The 19,305-nt window shown below is 38.6% G+C and carries 17 protein-coding genes and 8 pseudogenes; 13 read left to right on the plus strand and 12 right to left on the minus strand.

What is annotated here, in order from left to right:
• Nucleotides 1–16 precede the first annotated feature (16 nt).
• Both trpB and trpA read left to right on the plus strand, forming a co-directional pair.
• The gene (trpB, locus tag MN200_RS04150; RefSeq protein WP_242760115.1) at nt 17–1,228 is read left to right on the plus strand and encodes a tryptophan synthase subunit beta; all 1,212 of its coding nucleotides are present in this window, start codon (nt 17–19) and stop codon (nt 1,226–1,228) included.
• Nucleotides 1,225–2,010 carry a tryptophan synthase subunit alpha gene (gene trpA / locus MN200_RS04155; protein WP_114392367.1) on the plus strand — a complete coding sequence of 262 codons (786 nt, stop codon included), beginning with the start codon at nt 1,225–1,227 and terminating at the stop codon, nt 2,008–2,010. Before trpB ends, trpA begins: the two co-directional genes overlap by 4 nt.
• Nucleotides 2,011–2,094: 84 nt before the next feature.
• On the opposite strand, the pseudogene MN200_RS04160 reads toward trpA, so the two are convergent.
• A pseudogene (locus tag MN200_RS04160) lies at nt 2,095–3,067 on the minus strand (IS481 family transposase).
• Nucleotides 3,068–3,233: 166 nt separating this feature from the next.
• Nucleotides 3,234–3,401, minus strand: a pseudogene (locus MN200_RS04165) (GTP cyclohydrolase II); the annotation flags it as partial.
• Between the two features lie 89 nt (nt 3,402–3,490).
• Here MN200_RS04165 and MN200_RS04170 point away from each other — a divergent pair.
• The gene (locus MN200_RS04170; RefSeq protein ID WP_213070463.1) at nt 3,491–3,886 is read left to right on the plus strand and encodes a transposase family protein; all 396 of its coding nucleotides are present in this window, start codon (nt 3,491–3,493) and stop codon (nt 3,884–3,886) included.
• Nucleotides 3,834–4,304 (plus strand): transposase, encoded by a 471-nt coding sequence (locus tag MN200_RS04175; protein WP_242760099.1) that lies wholly within the window; start codon nt 3,834–3,836, stop codon nt 4,302–4,304. The genes MN200_RS04170 and MN200_RS04175 overlap by 53 nt, the downstream gene beginning before the upstream one ends.
• Nucleotides 4,305–4,323: 19 nt before the next feature.
• Here MN200_RS04175 and ribA read toward each other — a convergent pair.
• The 3 pseudogenes from ribA to MN200_RS04190 form a co-directional block, all read right to left on the minus strand.
• Nucleotides 4,324–4,755 (minus strand): annotated as a pseudogene (gene ribA, locus MN200_RS04180) (GTP cyclohydrolase II RibA); the annotation flags it as partial.
• Nucleotides 4,756–4,934: 179 nt separating this feature from the next.
• Nucleotides 4,935–5,095 (minus strand): annotated as a pseudogene (locus tag MN200_RS04185) (Fic family protein); the annotation flags it as partial.
• Nucleotides 5,096–5,258: 163 nt separating this feature from the next.
• Nucleotides 5,259–5,648 (minus strand): annotated as a pseudogene (locus MN200_RS04190) (Fic family protein); the annotation flags it as partial.
• Between the two features lie 75 nt (nt 5,649–5,723).
• On the opposite strand from MN200_RS04190, the gene MN200_RS04195 reads away from it, so the two are divergent.
• A protein-coding gene (locus MN200_RS04195; RefSeq protein ID WP_087514482.1) for an IS3 family transposase occupies nt 5,724–6,883 on the plus strand; the annotation gives its coding sequence in 2 pieces (ribosomal slippage) (nt 5,724–5,958 and nt 5,958–6,883; 1,161 coding nt in all).
• Nucleotides 6,884–6,889: 6 nt separating this feature from the next.
• Here MN200_RS04195 and MN200_RS04200 read toward each other — a convergent pair.
• Nucleotides 6,890–7,231, minus strand: a pseudogene (locus tag MN200_RS04200) (Fic family protein); the annotation flags it as partial.
• 541 nt (nt 7,232–7,772) lie between these two features.
• Between MN200_RS04200 and MN200_RS04205 the strand changes: the two are divergent.
• Nucleotides 7,773–8,705 (plus strand): IS5 family transposase, encoded by a 933-nt coding sequence (locus MN200_RS04205; protein WP_242760116.1) that lies wholly within the window; start codon nt 7,773–7,775, stop codon nt 8,703–8,705.
• Nucleotides 8,706–8,869: 164 nt separating this feature from the next.
• Here the strand turns inward: MN200_RS04205 and MN200_RS04210 are convergent, their stop codons facing one another.
• From MN200_RS04210 to MN200_RS04220, 3 genes are all read right to left on the minus strand, one after another.
• Nucleotides 8,870–9,154: a putative quinol monooxygenase gene (locus MN200_RS04210; protein ID WP_004281848.1), complete on the minus strand. Its 285-nt coding sequence runs from the start codon at nt 9,152–9,154 to the stop codon at nt 8,870–8,872.
• Nucleotides 9,155–9,174: 20 nt separating this feature from the next.
• The gene (locus tag MN200_RS04215) at nt 9,175–10,173 is read right to left on the minus strand and encodes a zinc-binding alcohol dehydrogenase family protein (protein WP_242760117.1); all 999 of its coding nucleotides are present in this window, start codon (nt 10,171–10,173) and stop codon (nt 9,175–9,177) included.
• A 72-nt stretch (nt 10,174–10,245) separates the two neighbouring features.
• The gene (locus tag MN200_RS04220; RefSeq protein WP_005093669.1) at nt 10,246–10,986 is read right to left on the minus strand and encodes an SDR family oxidoreductase; all 741 of its coding nucleotides are present in this window, start codon (nt 10,984–10,986) and stop codon (nt 10,246–10,248) included.
• Nucleotides 10,987–11,121: 135 nt separating this feature from the next.
• Between MN200_RS04220 and MN200_RS04225 the strand changes: the two genes are divergently transcribed.
• Nucleotides 11,122–12,021 carry a LysR family transcriptional regulator gene (locus tag MN200_RS04225; RefSeq protein WP_242760507.1) on the plus strand — a complete coding sequence of 300 codons (900 nt, stop codon included), beginning with the start codon at nt 11,122–11,124 and terminating at the stop codon, nt 12,019–12,021.
• A 50-nt stretch (nt 12,022–12,071) separates the two neighbouring features.
• Here the strand turns inward: MN200_RS04225 and MN200_RS04230 are convergent, their stop codons facing one another.
• From MN200_RS04230 to MN200_RS04240, 3 genes are all read right to left on the minus strand, one after another.
• A complete protein-coding gene (locus tag MN200_RS04230; RefSeq protein ID WP_242760118.1) occupies nt 12,072–13,088 on the minus strand; it encodes a zinc-dependent alcohol dehydrogenase family protein in 1,017 nt (338 codons plus the stop codon).
• Nucleotides 13,078–14,073 (minus strand): zinc-dependent alcohol dehydrogenase family protein, encoded by a 996-nt coding sequence (locus MN200_RS04235; RefSeq protein ID WP_242760119.1) that lies wholly within the window; start codon nt 14,071–14,073, stop codon nt 13,078–13,080. The genes MN200_RS04230 and MN200_RS04235 overlap by 11 nt, the downstream gene beginning before the upstream one ends.
• 173 nt (nt 14,074–14,246) lie before the next feature.
• A complete protein-coding gene (locus MN200_RS04240) occupies nt 14,247–14,993 on the minus strand; it encodes an IS5 family transposase (RefSeq protein ID WP_242760121.1) in 747 nt (248 codons plus the stop codon).
• Between the two features lie 388 nt (nt 14,994–15,381).
• On the opposite strand from MN200_RS04240, the gene MN200_RS04245 reads away from it, so the two are divergent.
• From MN200_RS04245 to MN200_RS04270, 6 genes and pseudogenes are all read left to right on the plus strand, one after another.
• Nucleotides 15,382–15,657: a metal/formaldehyde-sensitive transcriptional repressor gene (locus tag MN200_RS04245; protein WP_001133624.1), complete on the plus strand. Its 276-nt coding sequence runs from the start codon at nt 15,382–15,384 to the stop codon at nt 15,655–15,657.
• Nucleotides 15,658–15,678: 21 nt separating this feature from the next.
• The gene (locus MN200_RS04250) at nt 15,679–16,791 is read left to right on the plus strand and encodes an S-(hydroxymethyl)glutathione dehydrogenase/class III alcohol dehydrogenase (RefSeq protein WP_004682263.1); all 1,113 of its coding nucleotides are present in this window, start codon (nt 15,679–15,681) and stop codon (nt 16,789–16,791) included.
• A 228-nt stretch (nt 16,792–17,019) separates the two neighbouring features.
• A complete protein-coding gene (gene fghA / locus MN200_RS04255; protein WP_242760123.1) occupies nt 17,020–17,850 on the plus strand; it encodes an S-formylglutathione hydrolase in 831 nt (276 codons plus the stop codon).
• Between the two features lie 332 nt (nt 17,851–18,182).
• The gene (locus tag MN200_RS04260) at nt 18,183–18,485 is read left to right on the plus strand and encodes an antibiotic biosynthesis monooxygenase (RefSeq protein ID WP_000920558.1); all 303 of its coding nucleotides are present in this window, start codon (nt 18,183–18,185) and stop codon (nt 18,483–18,485) included.
• A gap of 373 nt (nt 18,486–18,858) precedes the next feature.
• Nucleotides 18,859–18,993 (plus strand): annotated as a pseudogene (locus MN200_RS04265) (transposase); the annotation flags it as partial.
• 101 nt (nt 18,994–19,094) lie between these two features.
• A pseudogene (locus tag MN200_RS04270) lies at nt 19,095–19,295 on the plus strand (transposase); the annotation flags it as partial.
• Nucleotides 19,296–19,305 lie beyond the last annotated feature (10 nt).

Genomic DNA, 19,305 nt, shown 5'->3' on the forward strand with positions numbered 1-19,305 from the left:
GTAAAAGAGATATGAGATGACAACCCCTTATACAGGTAATGGTCCTGATGCCTTGGGATTTTTTGGTAAATTTGGCGGATGCTACATGCCAGAGAGCTTAATGCCAGCACTTCAAGAATTAGAGCAAGCCTTTAATACTGTTCGGGACAAACCTGAATTTTGGGCTGAATATCAGCAGATTTTAACGGACTTTGTTGGTCGTCCTAGTCCTCTATTTTATGCAAAAAATCTAACAGCTTATGTGGGAGGCGCTCGAATCTATCTCAAGCGAGAAGATTTGAACCATACGGGTGCGCATAAGATCAATAATTGTGTTGGGCAAATCTTATTAGCCAAATTTATGGGCAAAACCAGAATCATTGCAGAAACGGGTGCTGGGCAACATGGTGTTGCAACAGCAACGGTTTGCGCGCTGTTTAAGATGAAATGTACCATTTTTATGGGAGAAACAGATATTCAGCGCCAACAAATGAATGTTGAACGCATGAAATTACTTGGTGCTGAAGTCAGAAGTGTTCAAAAAGGGCGTAGGACTTTAAAAGATGCCATGAATGAAGCATTACGTGATTGGATTCATCATGTGGATACAACCTATTACCTGTTGGGTACGGGTGCAGGCCCTCACCCATATCCCGTCATGGTGAGAGAATTTCAGAAAATTATTGGTTTAGAAGCCAGAAACCAAATACTCCTGAAAGAAAATAGACTGCCTGATGCTCTAGTTGCTTGCGTTGGTGGGGGATCAAATGCACTAGGGTTGATGTATCCTTTTCTAGAAGACCTGAATGTCAAAATGTTTGGCGTTGAGGCAGGTGGAAAAGGAATAAATAGCGATGAACATGCAGCCTCTATTTGTAAAGGTCAGGTCGGTGTGCTGCATGGCAATTTAACTTATTTATTACAAGACTTAGATGGGCAGATTTTAGAGGGGCACTCTATATCAGCTGGCTTAGATTATCCTGGTGTTGGTCCTGAGCATGGTCTTCTGTTTGAAACAGGGCGTGTGATATATGCGGCGATCACCGATCAAGAAGCCGTAAATGCATTTCAGCTTTTAAGCCAACAGGAGGGTATTATTCCTGCTCTTGAGAGTTCCCATGCGATTGCATATACGATTCAACTTGCTCAAGAAATGCAACCAGAACAGATCATTATTGTCAATTTAAGTGGCAGAGGTGACAAAGACTTAAACACGGTCAAAAAATATCTTGCAGGAGCTACAGCATGAACCGTCTAGATCAAAAATTAGAGCAATTGAAACTGGAAAATCGAAGCGGTCTGGTCTGTTATTTTACTGCTGGAGATCCTAATTTTACCGAAAGTTGTCGTCTGTTAAGCCAATTGGGTCAAGCAGGGGCTGACATTATTGAAGTGGGTATTCCATTTTCTGATCCAGTGGCAGATGGAGAGATCATTCAGGCAGCGCATCTTCGGGCTTTAGGTGCAGGTCAAACGGTAAAACAGACAATTGAGTTGGTAAAAGCAATCAGGCTGCATGATGACCAGACACCAATAATTTTCATGACTTATTTAAATCCGATTATGCAATATGGTTTTGAGACACTTATCGCAGAAACAGAAAATCTTATAGATGGAATATTGATTTTAGATGCTCCATATGGACATCGAGAAAAATTTGAGGCGCAATTAAATGAAAAAAATATGCATTTAATTGCAATGACCGCGCCGACGACCCCAGTTGAAAGGTTAGAGCAAATTTCAGCGCGCGCGACAGGGTTTTTATATCATGTTGCAGAAAATGGATTAACAGGAGGAGACTTCAATCTATCTAATCTTGAGAAAAAGATGACTGAAATAAAACCGATTTTTAATATTCCTGTTGCAATTGGTTTTGGGATCAAAAATGAAAGCCATGTTAAAGCACTAGCCAATAAAGTAGATCTTATTATCATTGGCTCAGCGCTTGTCGATACTTTTTTTAATAAGGGAATGAATGCGACTTTAGAAAAAGTGACGGTTTTTTCAAAAATAATTAGAGAAAATAAATAATATAGTGTTTTTTAAATCAGTATATTTCAAGCTTAGATTAGCATTTGAAATGCAACGCCTTGTTGGTGCAATAATATGTGTGATTCATAGAGATCGTTTCAATTTAGCGATCTCTAAATCCATCTTGTAATTGGCGTGTTGAATCCGTTCATTGGATGGGTTGTATTGCTTCTGGACCTCATCAGAGAAAGGGGTTTCTTCACATAATTCAAAGTACCTTTCCATCGGTGTTTTACCTTTCAAAGCTGAATGTGGTCTCATCCAGTTATAGTAATGCTGCCATTCGGCTAGCTTGTCTTGTATATCTTCAGAATTAATATCGACAGTAGCGTAGAACTCAGATTTATCAGTCTTTTGAGAACGCTCTACCTTGCCATTCAAATGAGGTGAACCTGGTTTATTTGGCCTAAATTTGATTCCATGCTGCATCAATTTTTTCTGTACTTTTTCAGCAAAAAATTCCCGCCCACGATCGGTCTGTATTCGCTGTATGGGAAAAGGCATTTCTTCAATTACGCAGTCTAAAAAGTCGAGCGTATTCGCCGCTGTTCGGCGTTTATATATCCTTAAAACGCGATATCGTGTGCAGTCATCGATAGATGTGTACTGATATAGCCCAGGACCCAATTTACAGGTATCCATTTGAATTCTATCGCCTGGTAATGGGCGTTCATAACGAATGAAATCGTACTTTACGACGGAATTTTTTAATCGGTTTGACTTGATGGGTGGATAGTACTTTATGGATAGTCGCTAAGGACAACGAGACTCCGTGCAGCCTCATCAATTCTGTTTGCAAACGTCGAGCACCCAGATTCCTAGCCGAGCGCATTTCCAATATTAAGGCCTCTAGCTCAGCATTGATTTTAGTATTTGGAGATTTTAATGGGCGTTTACTCTGACTACTTAATCCATCAATACCTTGCTCAGAATATCGTTTCCATCACTTGCGTAATGTTGGTCTAGAAATGCCACATCTCCGACAGACTAGGCCAGCATCATTGGTCTCTTCAAATAATTTAACCCATACGAGTCTTTGTTGAATTTCTCTGTTCATAGACACCAATTATATTGAAATGATGTCTATGAATCACACAATCTTTGTTGTATTTTATTTGAGAATCTAAAAAGTCAATTTATTAAGAAATATAAGTGATAAAACCTTCTCCCATAAAGGAGATGGAACTTTGAGTGTAAATTTTTTTATTGAAAGTAATCGATTTTTAAAAATCACTATTATCATACAGATGTGACATACGTTTTTGCTTAGTCTCTAAATAAGCTTTGTTGAAAATATTTAAACCAACTCTTAAAGGAATACGTTCAACAACGTTAATTCCTAAATCAGTTAAAGATTTAATTTTAAACGGATTATTTGTAATGAGTTTTACATTAGATCTCTTTCATAAATCAAAATACGACCTATCTATTGCTGATTATTTGTACCGAAGAATCTTAAACATTCATGCATAATCTTTGAATGAAATACATCTATTCAAAGAAGCTTTCTGAAACACAGTTTAAGCGATATACCGGCATCTCATGGTCAACCTTTAATTTAATGGTTGAGCAATTGAAAATGCATGTTCCTGCCAAAGGTAGACCATCTAAATTAAGCCTAGAAGATCAGATTCTCTTATGCTTAAGCTATTGGCGTGAATACCGAACATTATTCCATGTCGCAACAAGTTATGGCGTGTCAGAGCCCACTGCTTCAAGAATCGTACACCATGTAGAGGACTGCCTCATCAAGTCCAATTTATTTAATTTACCAAAGCATTTGCCTGAAGGCGAAGGTATTGACTGGAATGTGGTGATCTTAGATGCCACAGAAATTCCAATACAAAGGCCTAAAAAAACAGAAGAAAAGCTATAGTGGTAAGAAGAAGGCACATACTTTCAAAGTTCAAGCCATTGTTCATTATAAAACTCAGCAAATTCTGAGTTTATGCACAAGTCGTGGTGCTGTACATGATTTCGAACTTTTCAAACGCAATTTGAATCAGATTCCTGCAAGTGCCTTTATACTTGCAGATAAGGGTTATCAAGGGATTTACACAGTGTATCGAAATAGCCTATTGCCATTAAAAGCAAAAAAACGCTGCAAACTAGATCCTAAGCTAAAGCTTTACAATCGAGAAATTAACAAAAGAAGAATTGGCATTGAGCATGTATTTGGCAGTTTGAAAACCTTCAAAATCCTTGCTGAGCGATATCGCAATCGAGGAAAAAGATTGGGATTGAGGTTCAATCTAATTGCTGGGATCTATAATTTGGAACTGAGTAAAAAATGATTTATGAAAGAGGTCTATTCTTTATTTTTAAATAATCTAACATAATAGTACACATGTCATATTTACGAGCATCTGCTGGTAAATTTAATAATAAGTTGGCATCGAGAGTGTCATGTCCTTGATCTTGGAGTGCATAGGCTCGAATTTTATTGGTTAATCCTATGCCACGACCTTCTTGGCGAAGGTATAAAATCACACCTTGACCAGCGTCATTAATCATTTTCATGGTTGAATGTAATTGGGGGCCACAGTCACATTTCAGTGAAGCAAAAGCATCACCTGTTAAACATTCTGAATGAATTCTGACGAGTACAGGTTGATTAGAAATAGTATCCATGTCTTTGGCAAGAGCGATATGTTCTTCACCAGTACTTTGGTCTTGAAATGCCATAATTTCAAAATCACCAAACGCTGTAGGTAACTTTGATTTGGAAACAAATTCTATAGCCATTGAAGAATACACCTATATAAATTTATAATTGGTAAAATTACTAAATTTACCTTAAAAGCACTTGCTAAATTTTTGTGGTTCTAAATTTCAGCGTTTTACTTCCAATTCAAGTATAGGTATTTAATAGTGAATTTTATGTGAAATGTTATTAAGAATAATTTTATTGAGGTTAGAATTTTTTATAAAAATATGCAAAAGCTTCGTTTTCCACAAGCCATCCATAATCTAAAGCTTTATAGTAAGCCAATCGATTATCAACACTGATGATACAAGGTGGATATTCAGAATTCAGCAGCTTGAGGTTCATTAACAGCTGTAATGTAGATACATTGCCATTAATATTTTTTAGCCTGCTAACTTTTCGCGGTACAATGAAGTAGGTTGGTTGTAAATATTTTAATAAACAAAGGTTTAATTTTTTTCTGTGCGCACACTATCCCGGCCGAATAAACAAAAATGTCTTAAGCAAAGATAAATGAAGAAAAATGTAAGTTAGTATAGTTCTATATTCCTAAAACAACTTGATACGGTTTAAATCCGTCTTGTACCGCCTCTGAAACTAACCGAATAAATGCTTCAGTCTTTCCAGAAGCCATCCATTAATCCAATGCTTCATAGTAAGCTAAACGATTTTCTACAGTAATCACACAGGGTGGATAGCCTGCTTTAAGCAGTTCCAGATTCATCAAAAGACGTGATGTGCGACCATTACCATCAATGAATGGATGGATACCCACAAAATCCGCATGTACTTTGGCTGCACGTTCAATCGGGTGAAGTTTATATGCTTCAAGGTTATACCAATCGATTAGCTGAGCCATCTTGTCATTTAATAAAGTATAGTCAGGAGGGGTAGTAGTAGCACCAGAAATCAATACATTTTGCTGACGATAACTGATCCTAGACAAAATAATGGACAGCACGTCCCTCTAAAGATAACGTAACTTTAATCTTTGGAGATTCAAGAAATGGCTAAACGTTTTAGTCCCGAATTTAAACAGCAAGCGATTGATTATGCACTTTCAAACTCACACGAGTCTGTAGCTGCAATCGCCCAGAAATTAGGTGTGGGTTATTCAACATTAGATAAATGGATTCGTGAAACCAATCCGGCAGGTTCAAGCAAACGTCAACTTTCACCAGAACAACAGCGGATCGTGGAATTAGAGAAAGAAGTCAAACAGCTCAAGGAAGCCAATGACATCTTAAAAAAAGCGCATGTGTACTTTCTAACAGATCATGCCAAGAAAAGTACACGGTAATTCAAGATCTAGATATGAATGAAGTCACCGTATCTTCTGCCTGTAAATACCTAGGTGTCAGCACTTCAGGCTATTATGCCTGGCGAAAACGTCAAGCCAATACGGCACAGAAATATAATGACTTAAAAGCCGTATATTGGCAGCATCATGCACGATTGGGTGCACCTTCATTAGTACATGACATGCATGATTTAGGTTACAACATGAGCGAACGTACTATTGGAAGGATGCTAAAAAAGCTTGGTTTACGTAGCAGGATTGCACGTAAATACAAGCATACGACTGATTCAACCCATCGTTTGCCTACAGCACCCAACTTGTTGGATCGCCAATTTACAGTTACTCAGCCTAATAAAGTCTGGACAACAGACATTACCTATATCCGCACTAAAGAAGGTTGGTTGTATTTATGTGTGATGCTAGATTTATTTAGCCGTCGTATCGTGGGGTGGCAAACCAGCCATCGAATAGACCGCCAGTTGGTGTGTGATACGTTTAACTATGCAATGGCTCGTCAGGGTTATCCAACTGGTGTTATGGTTCATTCGGACCAAGGCTCACAGTACTGTAGTCGTGATTTTAGAGCGCTGTTACTGAAAAATGATTGTACTCAGAGTATGTCTAGACGTGGAAACTGTTGGGATAATGCAGTGACTGAAAGCTTCTTTCATACATTAAAAGGTCATGTGGTACATGGCAGTGTGTTTTCGACTCGAAAAGAAGCGAATGCTGTCTTGTTTGACTATATTGAAATTTATTACAATCGGGTCAGAAGACATTCTGCAAACGGCTGGTTAAGTCCAGAAGCCTTTGAACAGAAATATATTAAAAGTTTAGAGGGGCTGGTTGTCCACGATACTGTCTAGGATCAAACGCCCAGCATTCTCATCATCAATATTTTTTAAAATAAGTTGATGAATATTGCGAATTTGCCATTCTGAAAATGGTTCTTCTTTACGAATAATGTCTTCGACGTAGTAAATCGCATTTCTATGTTTTATCGCTTCGAAATGTTCTCTTAACGCTTTTCCACCTACAGTAATACCTTCAAGAACTACTTTGGTTTCCAATAGTGTAAGAGTATTACCTTCTATGGCATTTGAATGATAGGTCCAGCGGACAATAAGATCTTCTTGTAAATTTTTTACAATTGCAGGAGATAAAGGGCGATATTGATCTAATTTTTTCTTTAAATCATCAATAATTTCAAACATAACTTTAACCCTGAATGTGTCTTTCTGAATAATACATCAAAAATGTAATGTTATATTATAATATTTTGGTTGAGCTATAAAGATGGTATAATGAGTACACCATTTCAAATCCTTTAGTTGGATTTGAACAAGATTATTTTTGTGATTCAATGCACTAAATCTAATTTGGGTAAAAAATGGGTATAGGTAAAATGCTATTGACTTTATAATTCACTAAATCAATAGCTTAGGATTTGAGTTCAATTCACGCCATCCCATCAGCAAAGATGAGAATTTGTATTATTTAATGAAATAAAATGAACTTTAAACAACATTTAAAATTTTTAATAAATAAGATTAAAAGATTGATAACGATGACACAATCTGTCCATGCACCCACATAAATTTGCTTATTGATTGATGAAACAAAATAGTTCTACTCATGAGCGATTAGCTGATCGTTTAGCTAATATTTTGACCATGTTAAATATGGGGTCTCATTTGAGCTCGGCTTTGTTACACAAACCTATATCTAAGGTTTATTCCACAATATAATTTTCAAATGAATAAGCCTACACCTAAAATTTATCGTACAACCAATTGGCCCGCATATAACCGAGCACTCATGAGTCGCGGAAATATTGCCATTTGGTTTGATCCTGCTACGCAATGGTATGCGCCATCAAAAGGCAAACAAGGGCGAAATCAAACCTACTCCGACGCAGCCATCCAATGCTGCTTAATGATTAAATCCTTATTCCGTCTGTCTTTACGTATGGTCACTGGCTTTGTGCAAAGTCTGATTAAACTTTGTGGATTAAATTGGACAGCACCAGATTATTCCACCATTTGTAGAAGACAAAAGCATATTGATATTGTAATCAGCTACCAAAAAAGTAGCGATGGGCTGCATCTACTCATGGACTCTACAGGCATGAAGTTTCTAGGTGAGGGCGAATGGAAACGCAAGAAACATGGATCTGAATATCGTCGCCAATGGCGTAAACTTCATATTGGTATAGATGCTAAAACCCTACAAATACGAGCAGTTCAGCTTACAACCAATAATGTCAGTGATTCACAGGTGCTTGGTGATTTACTTAATCAGATTCCACAAGATGAGCAGATTAACTGTGTTTATACCGATGGAGCTTATGACACCAAGCAATGCCGTCAGGTCATTGCAGATCGGCAAGCGCATGCGGTGATTCCACCTAGAAAAAATGCGAAACCATGGAAAGATACAAAGAGTAGCTCGCTAGAGCGAAATGAATTACTTCGAACAATTAAACGTTTAGGCAGGACACTATGGAAAAAATGGTCAGGCTATCATCGTCGAAGTTTGGTTGAAACTAAGATGCATTGCATCAAATTATTAGGAGATAAACTCAGTGCAAGGAGTTTTGATAGCCAAGTGAATGAAATCCATGCACGTGTAGCAGTGCTTAACAGATTTACGGAATTAGGTCGACCACTTACCCAAGTTACGCCTTAAATTTAGCTCAATTAGGGGCGCTTTGCATTTCAAATCTTTGTGCAATAAAGCCCTGAAAATGAAAAAAACCAGAAAAAATAGGAGCTTATAGCTCCCATTTTTTGTTAGCTTTCTAAGTCCCTATGTTAATTTGAAGAATACTTCATCATAACGTCCGAATACAGCTATATTTTTTTGATTTCTACAATATCACTGGATTCAATGAGCGATTGGATATTACCAAATAAACTTTGAATATAATCAGACGCTATATGGATATCTAAATCCTCCCTGCTACGCCATTCTTCTAAGAAGAAATATCTACTTGAGTCATTTTCGCTAATATAAAGCTCATATTTCAAGCATCCTTCTTCGTGAAGCGTAGGCTCTATTACACTTTTTAAAAGCGCTTCTAACGTCTCTTTTTGATCTGACTTTGCCTTAAAGTTCGCAATTACTGAAATAGTCATTATTTCACCTTTAATTTGTTTTAGAAGTTTTCTAGTACAATTTTGCCTTTTGACTTACCTGATTCAAGTAACTTATGCGCCTTCTCCAAGTTTGCAGCGTTAATTTTGCCTAGATTTTGGTTGAGGGTACTTCTAATTTTTTGCTGATCAACTAATTGAGCAACCTGTTGCAATAGATCACCTTGCTTTTCAATATCATCAGTTTCATACATTGAACGGGTGAACATCAGCTCCCAATGGATAGAAATAGATTTAGTCTTAAACGGCATAATATCAAATGTTTGTGGATCATCGATCAATCCAAGCTTGCCTTGTGGTGCAATCAGAGAAACTATTTGCTTGATATATGTTTCTGTATGATTTGTAGAGAATACGTATTTTGGTTTTTCAATGCCTAGTGTATCGATTTGTGCATTCAAATCTTTGCTATGATCAATGACATGGTCGGCACCCAGTGATTCAACCCAAGATTTCGTTTCTTCACGTGAAGCTGTTGCTATAACGGTCAGATTTGTTTTTGCTTTTAGGAGTTGGATAGCGATTGATCCTACACCACCTGCACCACCAATAATTAAAATACTGCCAACTTCTGTTTCTGAAATTTGAAACCGATCAAACAGCATTTCCCATGCCGTTATTGCAGTTAATGGCAATGCTGCTGCTTCTGCATTAGATACTGTAATTGGTTTAAGACTGATAATTCGTTCATCGACTGCTTGAAACTCAGCATTACTACCATCTCGGGTTAAATCGCCAGCATACCAAACAGAATCTCCTACTTTAAACGAGGTAACTTTTGAGCCAACTTCAATAATTTCCCCAACGGCATCCCAACCTAAAATACGATTATTTGCTTCAGACGAATTTTTTCTCACTTTGGTATCAACTGGATTCACAGAGATTGCCTGAACTTTTACCAGTACATCACGCTCCTTAAGCGTAGGCTTCGCTTTTTCAATATCTACCAATGAATTTTTAAAATCATCATGGTTATTGATAACATACGATACGGCTTTCATAGATTTGTCCTTAACTTTAAAAAGTATAGTAAAAATGGGAGCGAAGTGCTCCCATTTTATGTTATTCAATAATTAAAACTCTTGGCTCGTTGGGCGCAAAACAATTTCATTAATATCTACATCCGCAGGCTGTTCAATTGCATAAGCAATTGCTCGAGCGACTGAGTCAGCTGGTATGGCTTGTTTGTAGAAATCAGTAACAAACTCTGAACTTTCTTTATGAGAAGAACCAAATTTTAGTTCTGACTCAACTGCACCAGGCTCAATAGTCGTCGTTCTAATTGTTCCCCCAACTTCATGACGAAGTCCTTCAGAGATGGCTCTTACAGCAAACTTAGTACCGCTATAAACAGTACCTCCTGGACTAAATACTTTTAACCCTGCAACAGATGCGAGATTAATAAAGTGTCCAAAGTTTTGTTTTTGGAAAACAGGTAGAGTAGCTGCTATACCATAAAGAACACCTTTAATATTAATGTCGATCATACGATCCCATTCATCAACTTTTAGCTCGCTTAATGGTGCAATAGACATTAATCCAGCATTGTTTACCAATACATCGATTTGACCAAATGCGCTTAATGCCTTTTCAATAAGTGCTTGTACTTCATGTGGTTTGGTTATATCCATACCAATAAATTCAGCTTGACCACCTTCAGCACGAATGTCGTGAACAATAGCCTCTAATTTTTCAGTACGTCTAGCACCAAGGACAACCTTTGCACCTTTTTTAGCAAGTAAGCGAGCAGTAGCTTCACCTAAACCACTACTTGCACCAGTGATAACAATAACTTTATTTTCTATATTATTCATACAAGTGCCCTTCAACCTATCTGTCAATCATATTTGATGGATTAAGTATTACAGCCTTGTTAGGTATAATAAATGAATAATATTATCTTTCAGAATTCCTATTTACGGAATAATTACCAGACCACAGGATTGGACATGCAGAACAAATTGGAAATGATGCGTATCTTTTGTGTCGCAGCAGAGTCTCGAAATTTTAAAGAGGCAGCCACTCAGCTCGGTATTTCCCCGCAGCTAGTGACACGGGCAATAAAAGAGCTAGAAGAGCAGCGCGGAGAGATTCTGTTCTACAGGAGTACTCGACAAATTAAAATTACTGCTGATGGTGAGCGTTTGGCAAAGCAAGCACGTTTTGCGGTGGAATCCATTGATGCTCTGCTTGTAAAAAACACCAAGGAAAAACGAGATGAAATGCGTGGGACTGTCCGTCTTACTGTGTCGTCAGTGTTAGGGCGTAAATTGGTAGTACCTGCACTAGCAGAATTTGCCACACGTTACCCAGATATTGTCGTGGATTGTGTGCTAACAGATTCACACTCGGATGTGATCGATGAGCGGATAGATATCGGGATCAGATTTGGATTTTTGCCGGACAATCGATATGTGGCAAGGGAATTGGCTAAAGTGAACTTTTATTCTGTGGGTACGCCAGAGTTAATTGATAAGGTTGGAATGCCCAAAAAAATTATTGACCTTGATAAATACCCTCTAACAGCACTAGTCGATCATAAAACAGGGCGTTACTGGCCATGGACATTCACCGAAAGTCGAAGCTTTACGCCATCAAAGCCCCGTTTTATTACAGATGATCTAGAAGCTGAATTTCAAGCTATTCTCGCTGGGGTTGGATTCGGACACATGCCTGGATTTCTAGTTTTGCCGTGGCTTAGGAGTGGTAAGCTCATTCAGATACTTCATGAGGAAACCTCTCCCGTTTGGCGCCTGTATTTATATCGTCCACAGCGGGGCCCGACACCTTTGCGAATCCGAGCATTGTTTGATTACTTAGCGGAAGTGTTGGGCCATATAGAAACCTGAATCAGATGGAACTAACCTTTTTTCTAGAAAGTAGACATCAGATAAGACCATCATGTATTTAGAGTAACTACAATTTTTCCTATTTGCTGATTTGATTCAAGATAGCGCTGAGCGTCATGCATGTCCTCAAAGTTAAAGCAACAGTCGATCACTGGACGAAGATATCCTGCACCTATACTGCTAAGAATAAAGCGTCTTGCTTGCTCCCTTAGAACAGGGTCATGGAGAACCTCAAGGAACAAAAAACCTCGCATGGTTAAGCTCTTGCGTAATGCAACTTTAAGGGGAAATGGTGTGATCTCCGGGCTAAGTGCACCATGCATAACCATCGTTCCTCCCACAGACATCGCTTTTGCAATCTGTTCAATATGTGGCCCTCCTACAGCATCGAAGGCGACATCAAGATGTTCTCCACCCAAACGTGAAACAAGCGCCTCATACAAATCTGGTTCATCTTCACTGGCTATAACATTTTTAACACCGAGATCCAGTAAACGTTGCTTTTTCTCTATCGTCTGTGTACTTGCAATGACCTTAGCACCCGCTGCTTCAGCTATCTGTATCGCAGCTAGTCCTACGCTACTTGAAGCTGCTGTAATCAAGATCGTTTTTCCTTTCGAAACTCCACCAGCATGGATTACACCACCCCAAGCCGTCAAATACTGCATCCAGATTGAAGAAGCTTCTTCCCAGCTTAAACTATCAGGTTTGTGAACTAAAAAAGTTTCTGGAATCAGAAGTTTGTCCGCATATGTCCCATATTTGGCTAGATTGTCAGTCGGAAGAATCGATACTGCATCTCCTGGAGAAAATTGGCGTACACCTTCACCTATTGCCAGAACTATGCCTGCTCCCTCATATCCCAGACGAGAAGGGAATTCTGCCTTTTGAATATAAGTACCACGCCGAAACATTACATCAGCCCGGTTGAGTCCAATCGTTTTCATCTGTATTAGAACTTCTCCTGCGGCTGGTAAAGCAACAGGAAGTGTTTCTAATGTCAGAACATCTGTATCTCCAATACAATTGAAGCGCCAAGTCTTGGCCTGAAGTGCGTTAAATGACATCAATAACCACCTTAATATTGGCAGAGCGATCTTGAACAGCATCATGAGCCTCAATGGCTTGGTCTAGAGTAAAATGACGAGGATCAACAATAGGACGCAGTTTACCTTCCTCAACGAGACGAGTCGCGATCTTAAGGACATCGCCATGATGAGAACGGCGATTGCCTGTTAACATCGGCAATAGGACGAATACGCCAGACAGAGTGGCACACCGTAGAGATGAACTCGCTAAATTATGATTACCAAATGCAGCACAGCTGGTAATGTGGCCATAGTGAGTAGTCATGGAAAGTGAAGCTTCGAGTACTGGACCACCCACAGTGTCGTAAACAATGTTAAAACCTTGACCCTCAGGGCTTGCAGCAATAATGTCATCGGAAGATGCTGTTGTGTAATCGAGAGGTGTTGCACCGAGTTCTGAAATCAGTGATTGATCAGCTGTACGACCAGTCGCCCAAACAATTGCATCAAGTGCTTTTGCAAGCTGAACCACCATATAACCAACGCCACCAGCACCACCCTGAACCAGTACAGTTTGCCCTGGTTGGACCTTCGCGTTATCCACTAAACCTTCCCAAGCGGTGAGGAACGTCAATGGTAGTACTGCTGCCTCGCGCATAGAGATATTCCGTGGCTTTAATGCGATCAGATCAGCATCTGCTACAACATATTCTGCTAAAGATCCTTGAAGACCACGAACGCCACCAATCAGACCGTAAACTTCATCTCCAACGTTGAAGTGGGTGACACCTTCACCAACAGCAGTTACAACCCCAGCCATATCCGTTCCCAACACGGCAGGAAGCTCTGGCATAGCATATGGTGCTTCACCAAGACGAATTTTATAATCAATAGGGTTTACACCACTAGCATGAACACGTACTAGAACTTGCCCAGCCTCTGGTTGAGGTATAGGGAGTTCTGTACGTGTAAATTTATGATCACCAAAATTTTCTAGGATAAGAGCATTCATCATCTTATTCATAGTTGTTCCTTATTCTTAACTGGGGGATGATATGCACACTACCAAAGTAAATTAATCCAATAAATGATATTTATAGGATTTAATAATTCCTAAATAATGAATAATAAATATCATCCGCTCACTAAAAATATTCTAGTACAGTCTGTAAAGGCAGTTTAGGGTCTGTTGACATTTCATAAAGGTAACCAAATATAGATACAAGCTAAGGCGACAGCACTTTCAAAGTTACGCTTTAGCTTATCAAATCGTGTAGCAATTCCTCGGAAATGCTTTAACCGACAAAACGCATTCTCTACTAAGTGTTTGATTTTATATAGATACCAGTCCATATGGTCATTGTTCGATTGCGTATTAGACTTTCTAGGAATATTTGCTTTGGTATTCGTATTTTGAATCTGTACTCTCAAATATTCAGAATCATATCCTTTATCTGCGCACATCGTTTCAGTTTCAGTAAGATCTAATTGCTGAACTAAGATTGACGCAACTTTCATATCATGAGTTGTCCCATCAGAAATTATAAACTCAATAGGATTGCCATTAGAATCAACAGCCAAATGGATTTTTGAACTATTACCACCAATACTTTTTGAAATATCCTGATCTTTTATTCCTGAAGAATGTTGGTGTGCTCTCACGTGACTCCCATCAATGAATATCCATTCAATATCTGCATTATTAGCAAATAACTTAAATATTTTCATTAATTTATGATTATTAGACCAACGATTATATTTTTGAAATATTGAGTTTGAATTACCAAATTCTTGAGGTAAATCACGCCAAGGACAACCTGTTCTTATACGAAACAGTATAGCTTCTACAAAATTTCTCAAATTTGGTTTGAGATAAATATTAAATTGACGGAAAATGTTTTGTAACTTTGACCAATGTTGATCATTTAGCATTGTGCGAGGCATAGCGAGTGTAAAATTGGGTTTGGCGATTTAATTTTACTATCTCGCTATTTTTTTATACAACAAATGTCAACAGACCCTAATCTAAACTGTCGGTAGTATTTTCAAGGCTTGAAACGTTCAAAATATCTACAAAGTGGCTAAAAGTTGGAAACATAATTCTAAAAGGTCCCAGCATTACAAAGAACATGAGCCAAAATAAAAATGGGAGCTAAAAGTCCCATTTTTTTTGTGACTTTCGCATAAGCTCTATGATGTTAATTTAAAAAAACTAAAAACAGGGATAGAAAATTTTCGCTAAAGAGCTTTTTGATTTTCGATTTATAAAAAATATTGCTTTTTTTATACTATGGGGTACTATAGTATTATTTCTAGCAAGTAAGGAGGTCTGATGCCTAATCAGGTTGAAGACAAAAAAAAGATTCTTCTACGCGTCAGAAAGATCAAAGGTCAGACGCAAGCGATTGAAAAAGCGTTAGAAGACAATGTGGAATGTGGTGCAATTCTGCAACAAATATGCTCTGTGCGTGGTGCTATTAATGGTTTAATGAATGAGATGTTAGAGGTTCATTTAAAGGACACATTAGTATCAGGTGAAACCACAGAACAACAACGAAAAGAAGAATTGGCTGAAATCGCCAAAATTCTAAAATCATATTTAAAATAGATCTGTATAAGGAATTATTCCATGAAGTCACGTGCTGCCGTTGCGTTTGGTCCTGGTCAACCTCTTCAAATTGTTGAAGTTGATGTTGCACCACCGAAGAAAGGTGAAGTATTAATCAAGATCTCCCATACTGGTGTGTGTCATACAGACGCATTTACTTTATCTGGCGATGATCCTGAAGGTGTTTTTCCTGCTATTCTCGGGCATGAAGGTGCTGGCGTTGTAGTTGAGGTTGGTGAAGGCGTGACTAGCGTCAAACCAGGTGATCATGTAATTCCACTTTACACCGCTGAATGTGGCGAGTGCCTATTCTGTAAATCTGGAAAATCGAACTTGTGTATTTCCGTTCGCGAAACTCAAGGTAGAGGCGTAATGCCAGATGGTACCACTCGTTTTTCCTACAATGGTCAACCGATTTACCACTATATGGGCTGCTCAACGTTCAGTGAATACACGGTAGTGGCAGAAGTATCATTGGCTAAAATCAATCCTGAAGCCAATCACGAACATGTCTGCTTACTGGGTTGTGGTGTCACAACGGGTATCGGTGCAGTACACAACACGGCTAAAGTACAAGAAGGTGATAGTGTTGCGGTCTTTGGTTTAGGTGGTATTGGTCTGGCAGTCGTACAAGCCGCACGTCAAGCTAAAGCAGGGCGTATTATTGTGGTTGACATGAATCCAGATAAATTTGCGCTGGCAAAAGAGTTTGGTGCAACGGACTTCTTGAACCCTAAAGACTACGATAAACCAATCCAGCAAGTCATTGTCGAAATGACTGGCTGGGGTGTAGATCATTCATTTGAATGTATTGGCAACGTGAATGTAATGCGTGCAGCCCTTGAAAGTGCACATCGTGGCTGGGGACAATCCGTAATTATTGGTGTAGCTGGCGCAGGTCAAGAAATCTCTACCCGTCCATTCCAACTGGTTACTGGTCGTAAATGGTTAGGTTCTGCTTTTGGTGGCGTAAAAGGTCGCACGCAACTTCCAGGAATGGTTGAAGATGCCATGAAAGGTAAAATTCAATTAGAGCCATTTGTGACACATACGATGGGCTTGGATCAGATCAATGAAGCCTTTGATCTAATGCATGAAGGTAAGTCAATTCGTACTGTAATTCATTACGAATAATTCCGTCAGACCTTATAGTTTTCCATGCATGTGAATCATGAATGACATTCATGGAATCCTCTAAAACGGCACATTATCTGTAAAACCGATCTATCTGTGTAGGCATCGTGTATAGGTTCAACAAACCTGCCTACATTTTAAATCTTAATCACTATTCTCTGTGGAGAATGTCAGATTCTTTGATTACTCGATTTCTCATGAAGTCTTGCTCAACATAGGTAATTGATTATGGAAATAATTGAGAAACATGCTTCTTTTGGTGGATCGCAAGAAGTGTATCGCCATCAGTCAACAGCATTAAACTGTTCAATGAAATTCTCAATATATCTGCCACCTCATGACAAAGATGAGCGGTTGCCAGTTTTATATTGGTTATCAGGACTGACTTGCAACGAACAGAACTTTATTACTAAAGCCGGAGCACAAAAGTATGCGGCTGAACATAAAGTCATTATTGTTGCACCAGATACCAGCCCACGTGGGGAAGATGTACCAGATCATGCAGATTATGATTTAGGCCAAGGCGCAGGATTCTATGTGAATGCAACACAAGCACCCTGGTCGCAGCATTTCAAAATGTATGATTATATTGTGGAAGAGCTCAGAAATCTGATTGACCTGAATTTTCCGACCAATCAAGTCCAAAGCATTATGGGACATAGCATGGGTGGTCATGGTGCATTAGTCATTGGGTTAAAAAATTCTGAGCTGTATAAAAGTATTTCTGCTTTTGCACCCATTGTTGCACCTAGCCAAGTACCTTGGGGGAAAAAGGCTTTTACACACTACCTAGGTGAAACCGAAACTTTATGGAAAAGCTATGATGCGATTGAATTAATCAAAAACCCTGAAGTTCATTTACCTATTTTAGTCGATCAGGGAACAGCTGATGATTTTCTTGAAGAACAGTTAAGGCCTAAGCTTCTTAGTGATATTTGTTTGGAACAAGAATATCCTCTGACACTTAACCTAAGAGAAGGCTATGACCATAGCTATTACTTCATTGCGAGCTTTATAGAGAAACATATAGAGTTTCACAGCAAATTCCTAGCTAAATAACTTTCATGGATATAAGGATGTACATGTTGTTCTTGAATGCTTCTTGAGCAATATAATTTCCAGATGAAGAGGTCAGGTTATAAATCTAAGGTAGAGTCAATTGATCCTTATATAACTAAGATTGAATTTAATCATCTCATATCTTAATTTTTTGATTCAAATGTTATTGATATTAACTTGAATAAATTCATAGCATTATGTCGAAATAAAAACCTAAATTTTGGCTCAGCTATGGGATGTTTTTTAACTTTTATACAACAAAACTTTCTGACATGCATACATTAGCAATGACAGAATCAGTTTGAATTTTAATCAATTGTGGAGTTTTAGTCATGCTTAAAACAGCTTTATATGTCCGTCTTGAAGCTAAACCGGGTAAAGAAGACGAAGTGGAAGCTTTCCTTAAAGCCGGTTTACCTATTGTAATGGAAGAACCTGCGACAGTTGCGTGGTTTGGCTTACGTCTTGGACCTACAACATTTGGTATTTTTGATGCATTTCCTGATGAGGCGGGTCGCCAAGCGCATTTATCTGGCAAGGTTGCAGCTGCGTTGATGGCTCAGGCCGAAGAGCTATTTTCAGAGCCACCGTCTATTGAAAAAGTAGATGTTTTGGCGAGTAAACTACCAGCTTAAACCGACGCTTAAATGTATGAGGGTGCTGCCTGAAATTTTGAATGAAAGGCAGCACTTCAACCCTGTGAGGTTTGTCAGAGGCTTTTTATTCAAGTTGGGCTACTTTATTTATTGGCTTAATCTCATCGTTTACATGGGTCAATATCCAAAACAGGGTAAATAAACGAATGAATCCATGTACATGCCTTATATTGAACCAATCTATCTAATTTACTGTCACATTTGTGCATCTGCTAAACCGTGCCAATCTGCTTTTAAAATATTTAATCATTGAATAGCCACCAAAATTCTTGACACACAAAACCATCTTTTTGGACTGCCACCACTCTCCTAGACAAATATCGTCTATTCTTTTTGCATAGGAGAGAACATTATGAGTGGACAACGATACACCCCAGAATTTAAAGATGAAGCTGTTAAATTGATTACCGAACGTGGATATTCTGTCACTGATGTCGCAAAACGTTTAGGTGTATCACAGCACAGCATTTATAAATGGCTAAAGGCCGTACAGCCTTTACGTAACAATCCTGATGAACATGAACTGCTCGAAGCGGCTTTGTTGCACAAACCTATCTGTAAAGGGTTTTTCAGCGATATAATTTTCAAATGAAGAAGCCTACACACAAAATCTACCGCACAACCAATTGGCCCGCATATAACCGAGCACTTATGAGTCGCGGAAATATTGCCATTTGGTTTGATCCTGCTACGCAATGGTATGCGCCATCAAAAGGCAAACAAGGGCGAAATCAAACCTACTCCGACGCAGCCATCCAATGCTGCTTAATGATTAAATCCTTATTCCGTCGGCTTTGTT

It is taken from the genome of Acinetobacter sp. LUNF3 (assembly GCF_022699605.1).
Lineage (GTDB): Bacteria > Pseudomonadota > Gammaproteobacteria > Pseudomonadales > Moraxellaceae > Acinetobacter > Acinetobacter johnsonii.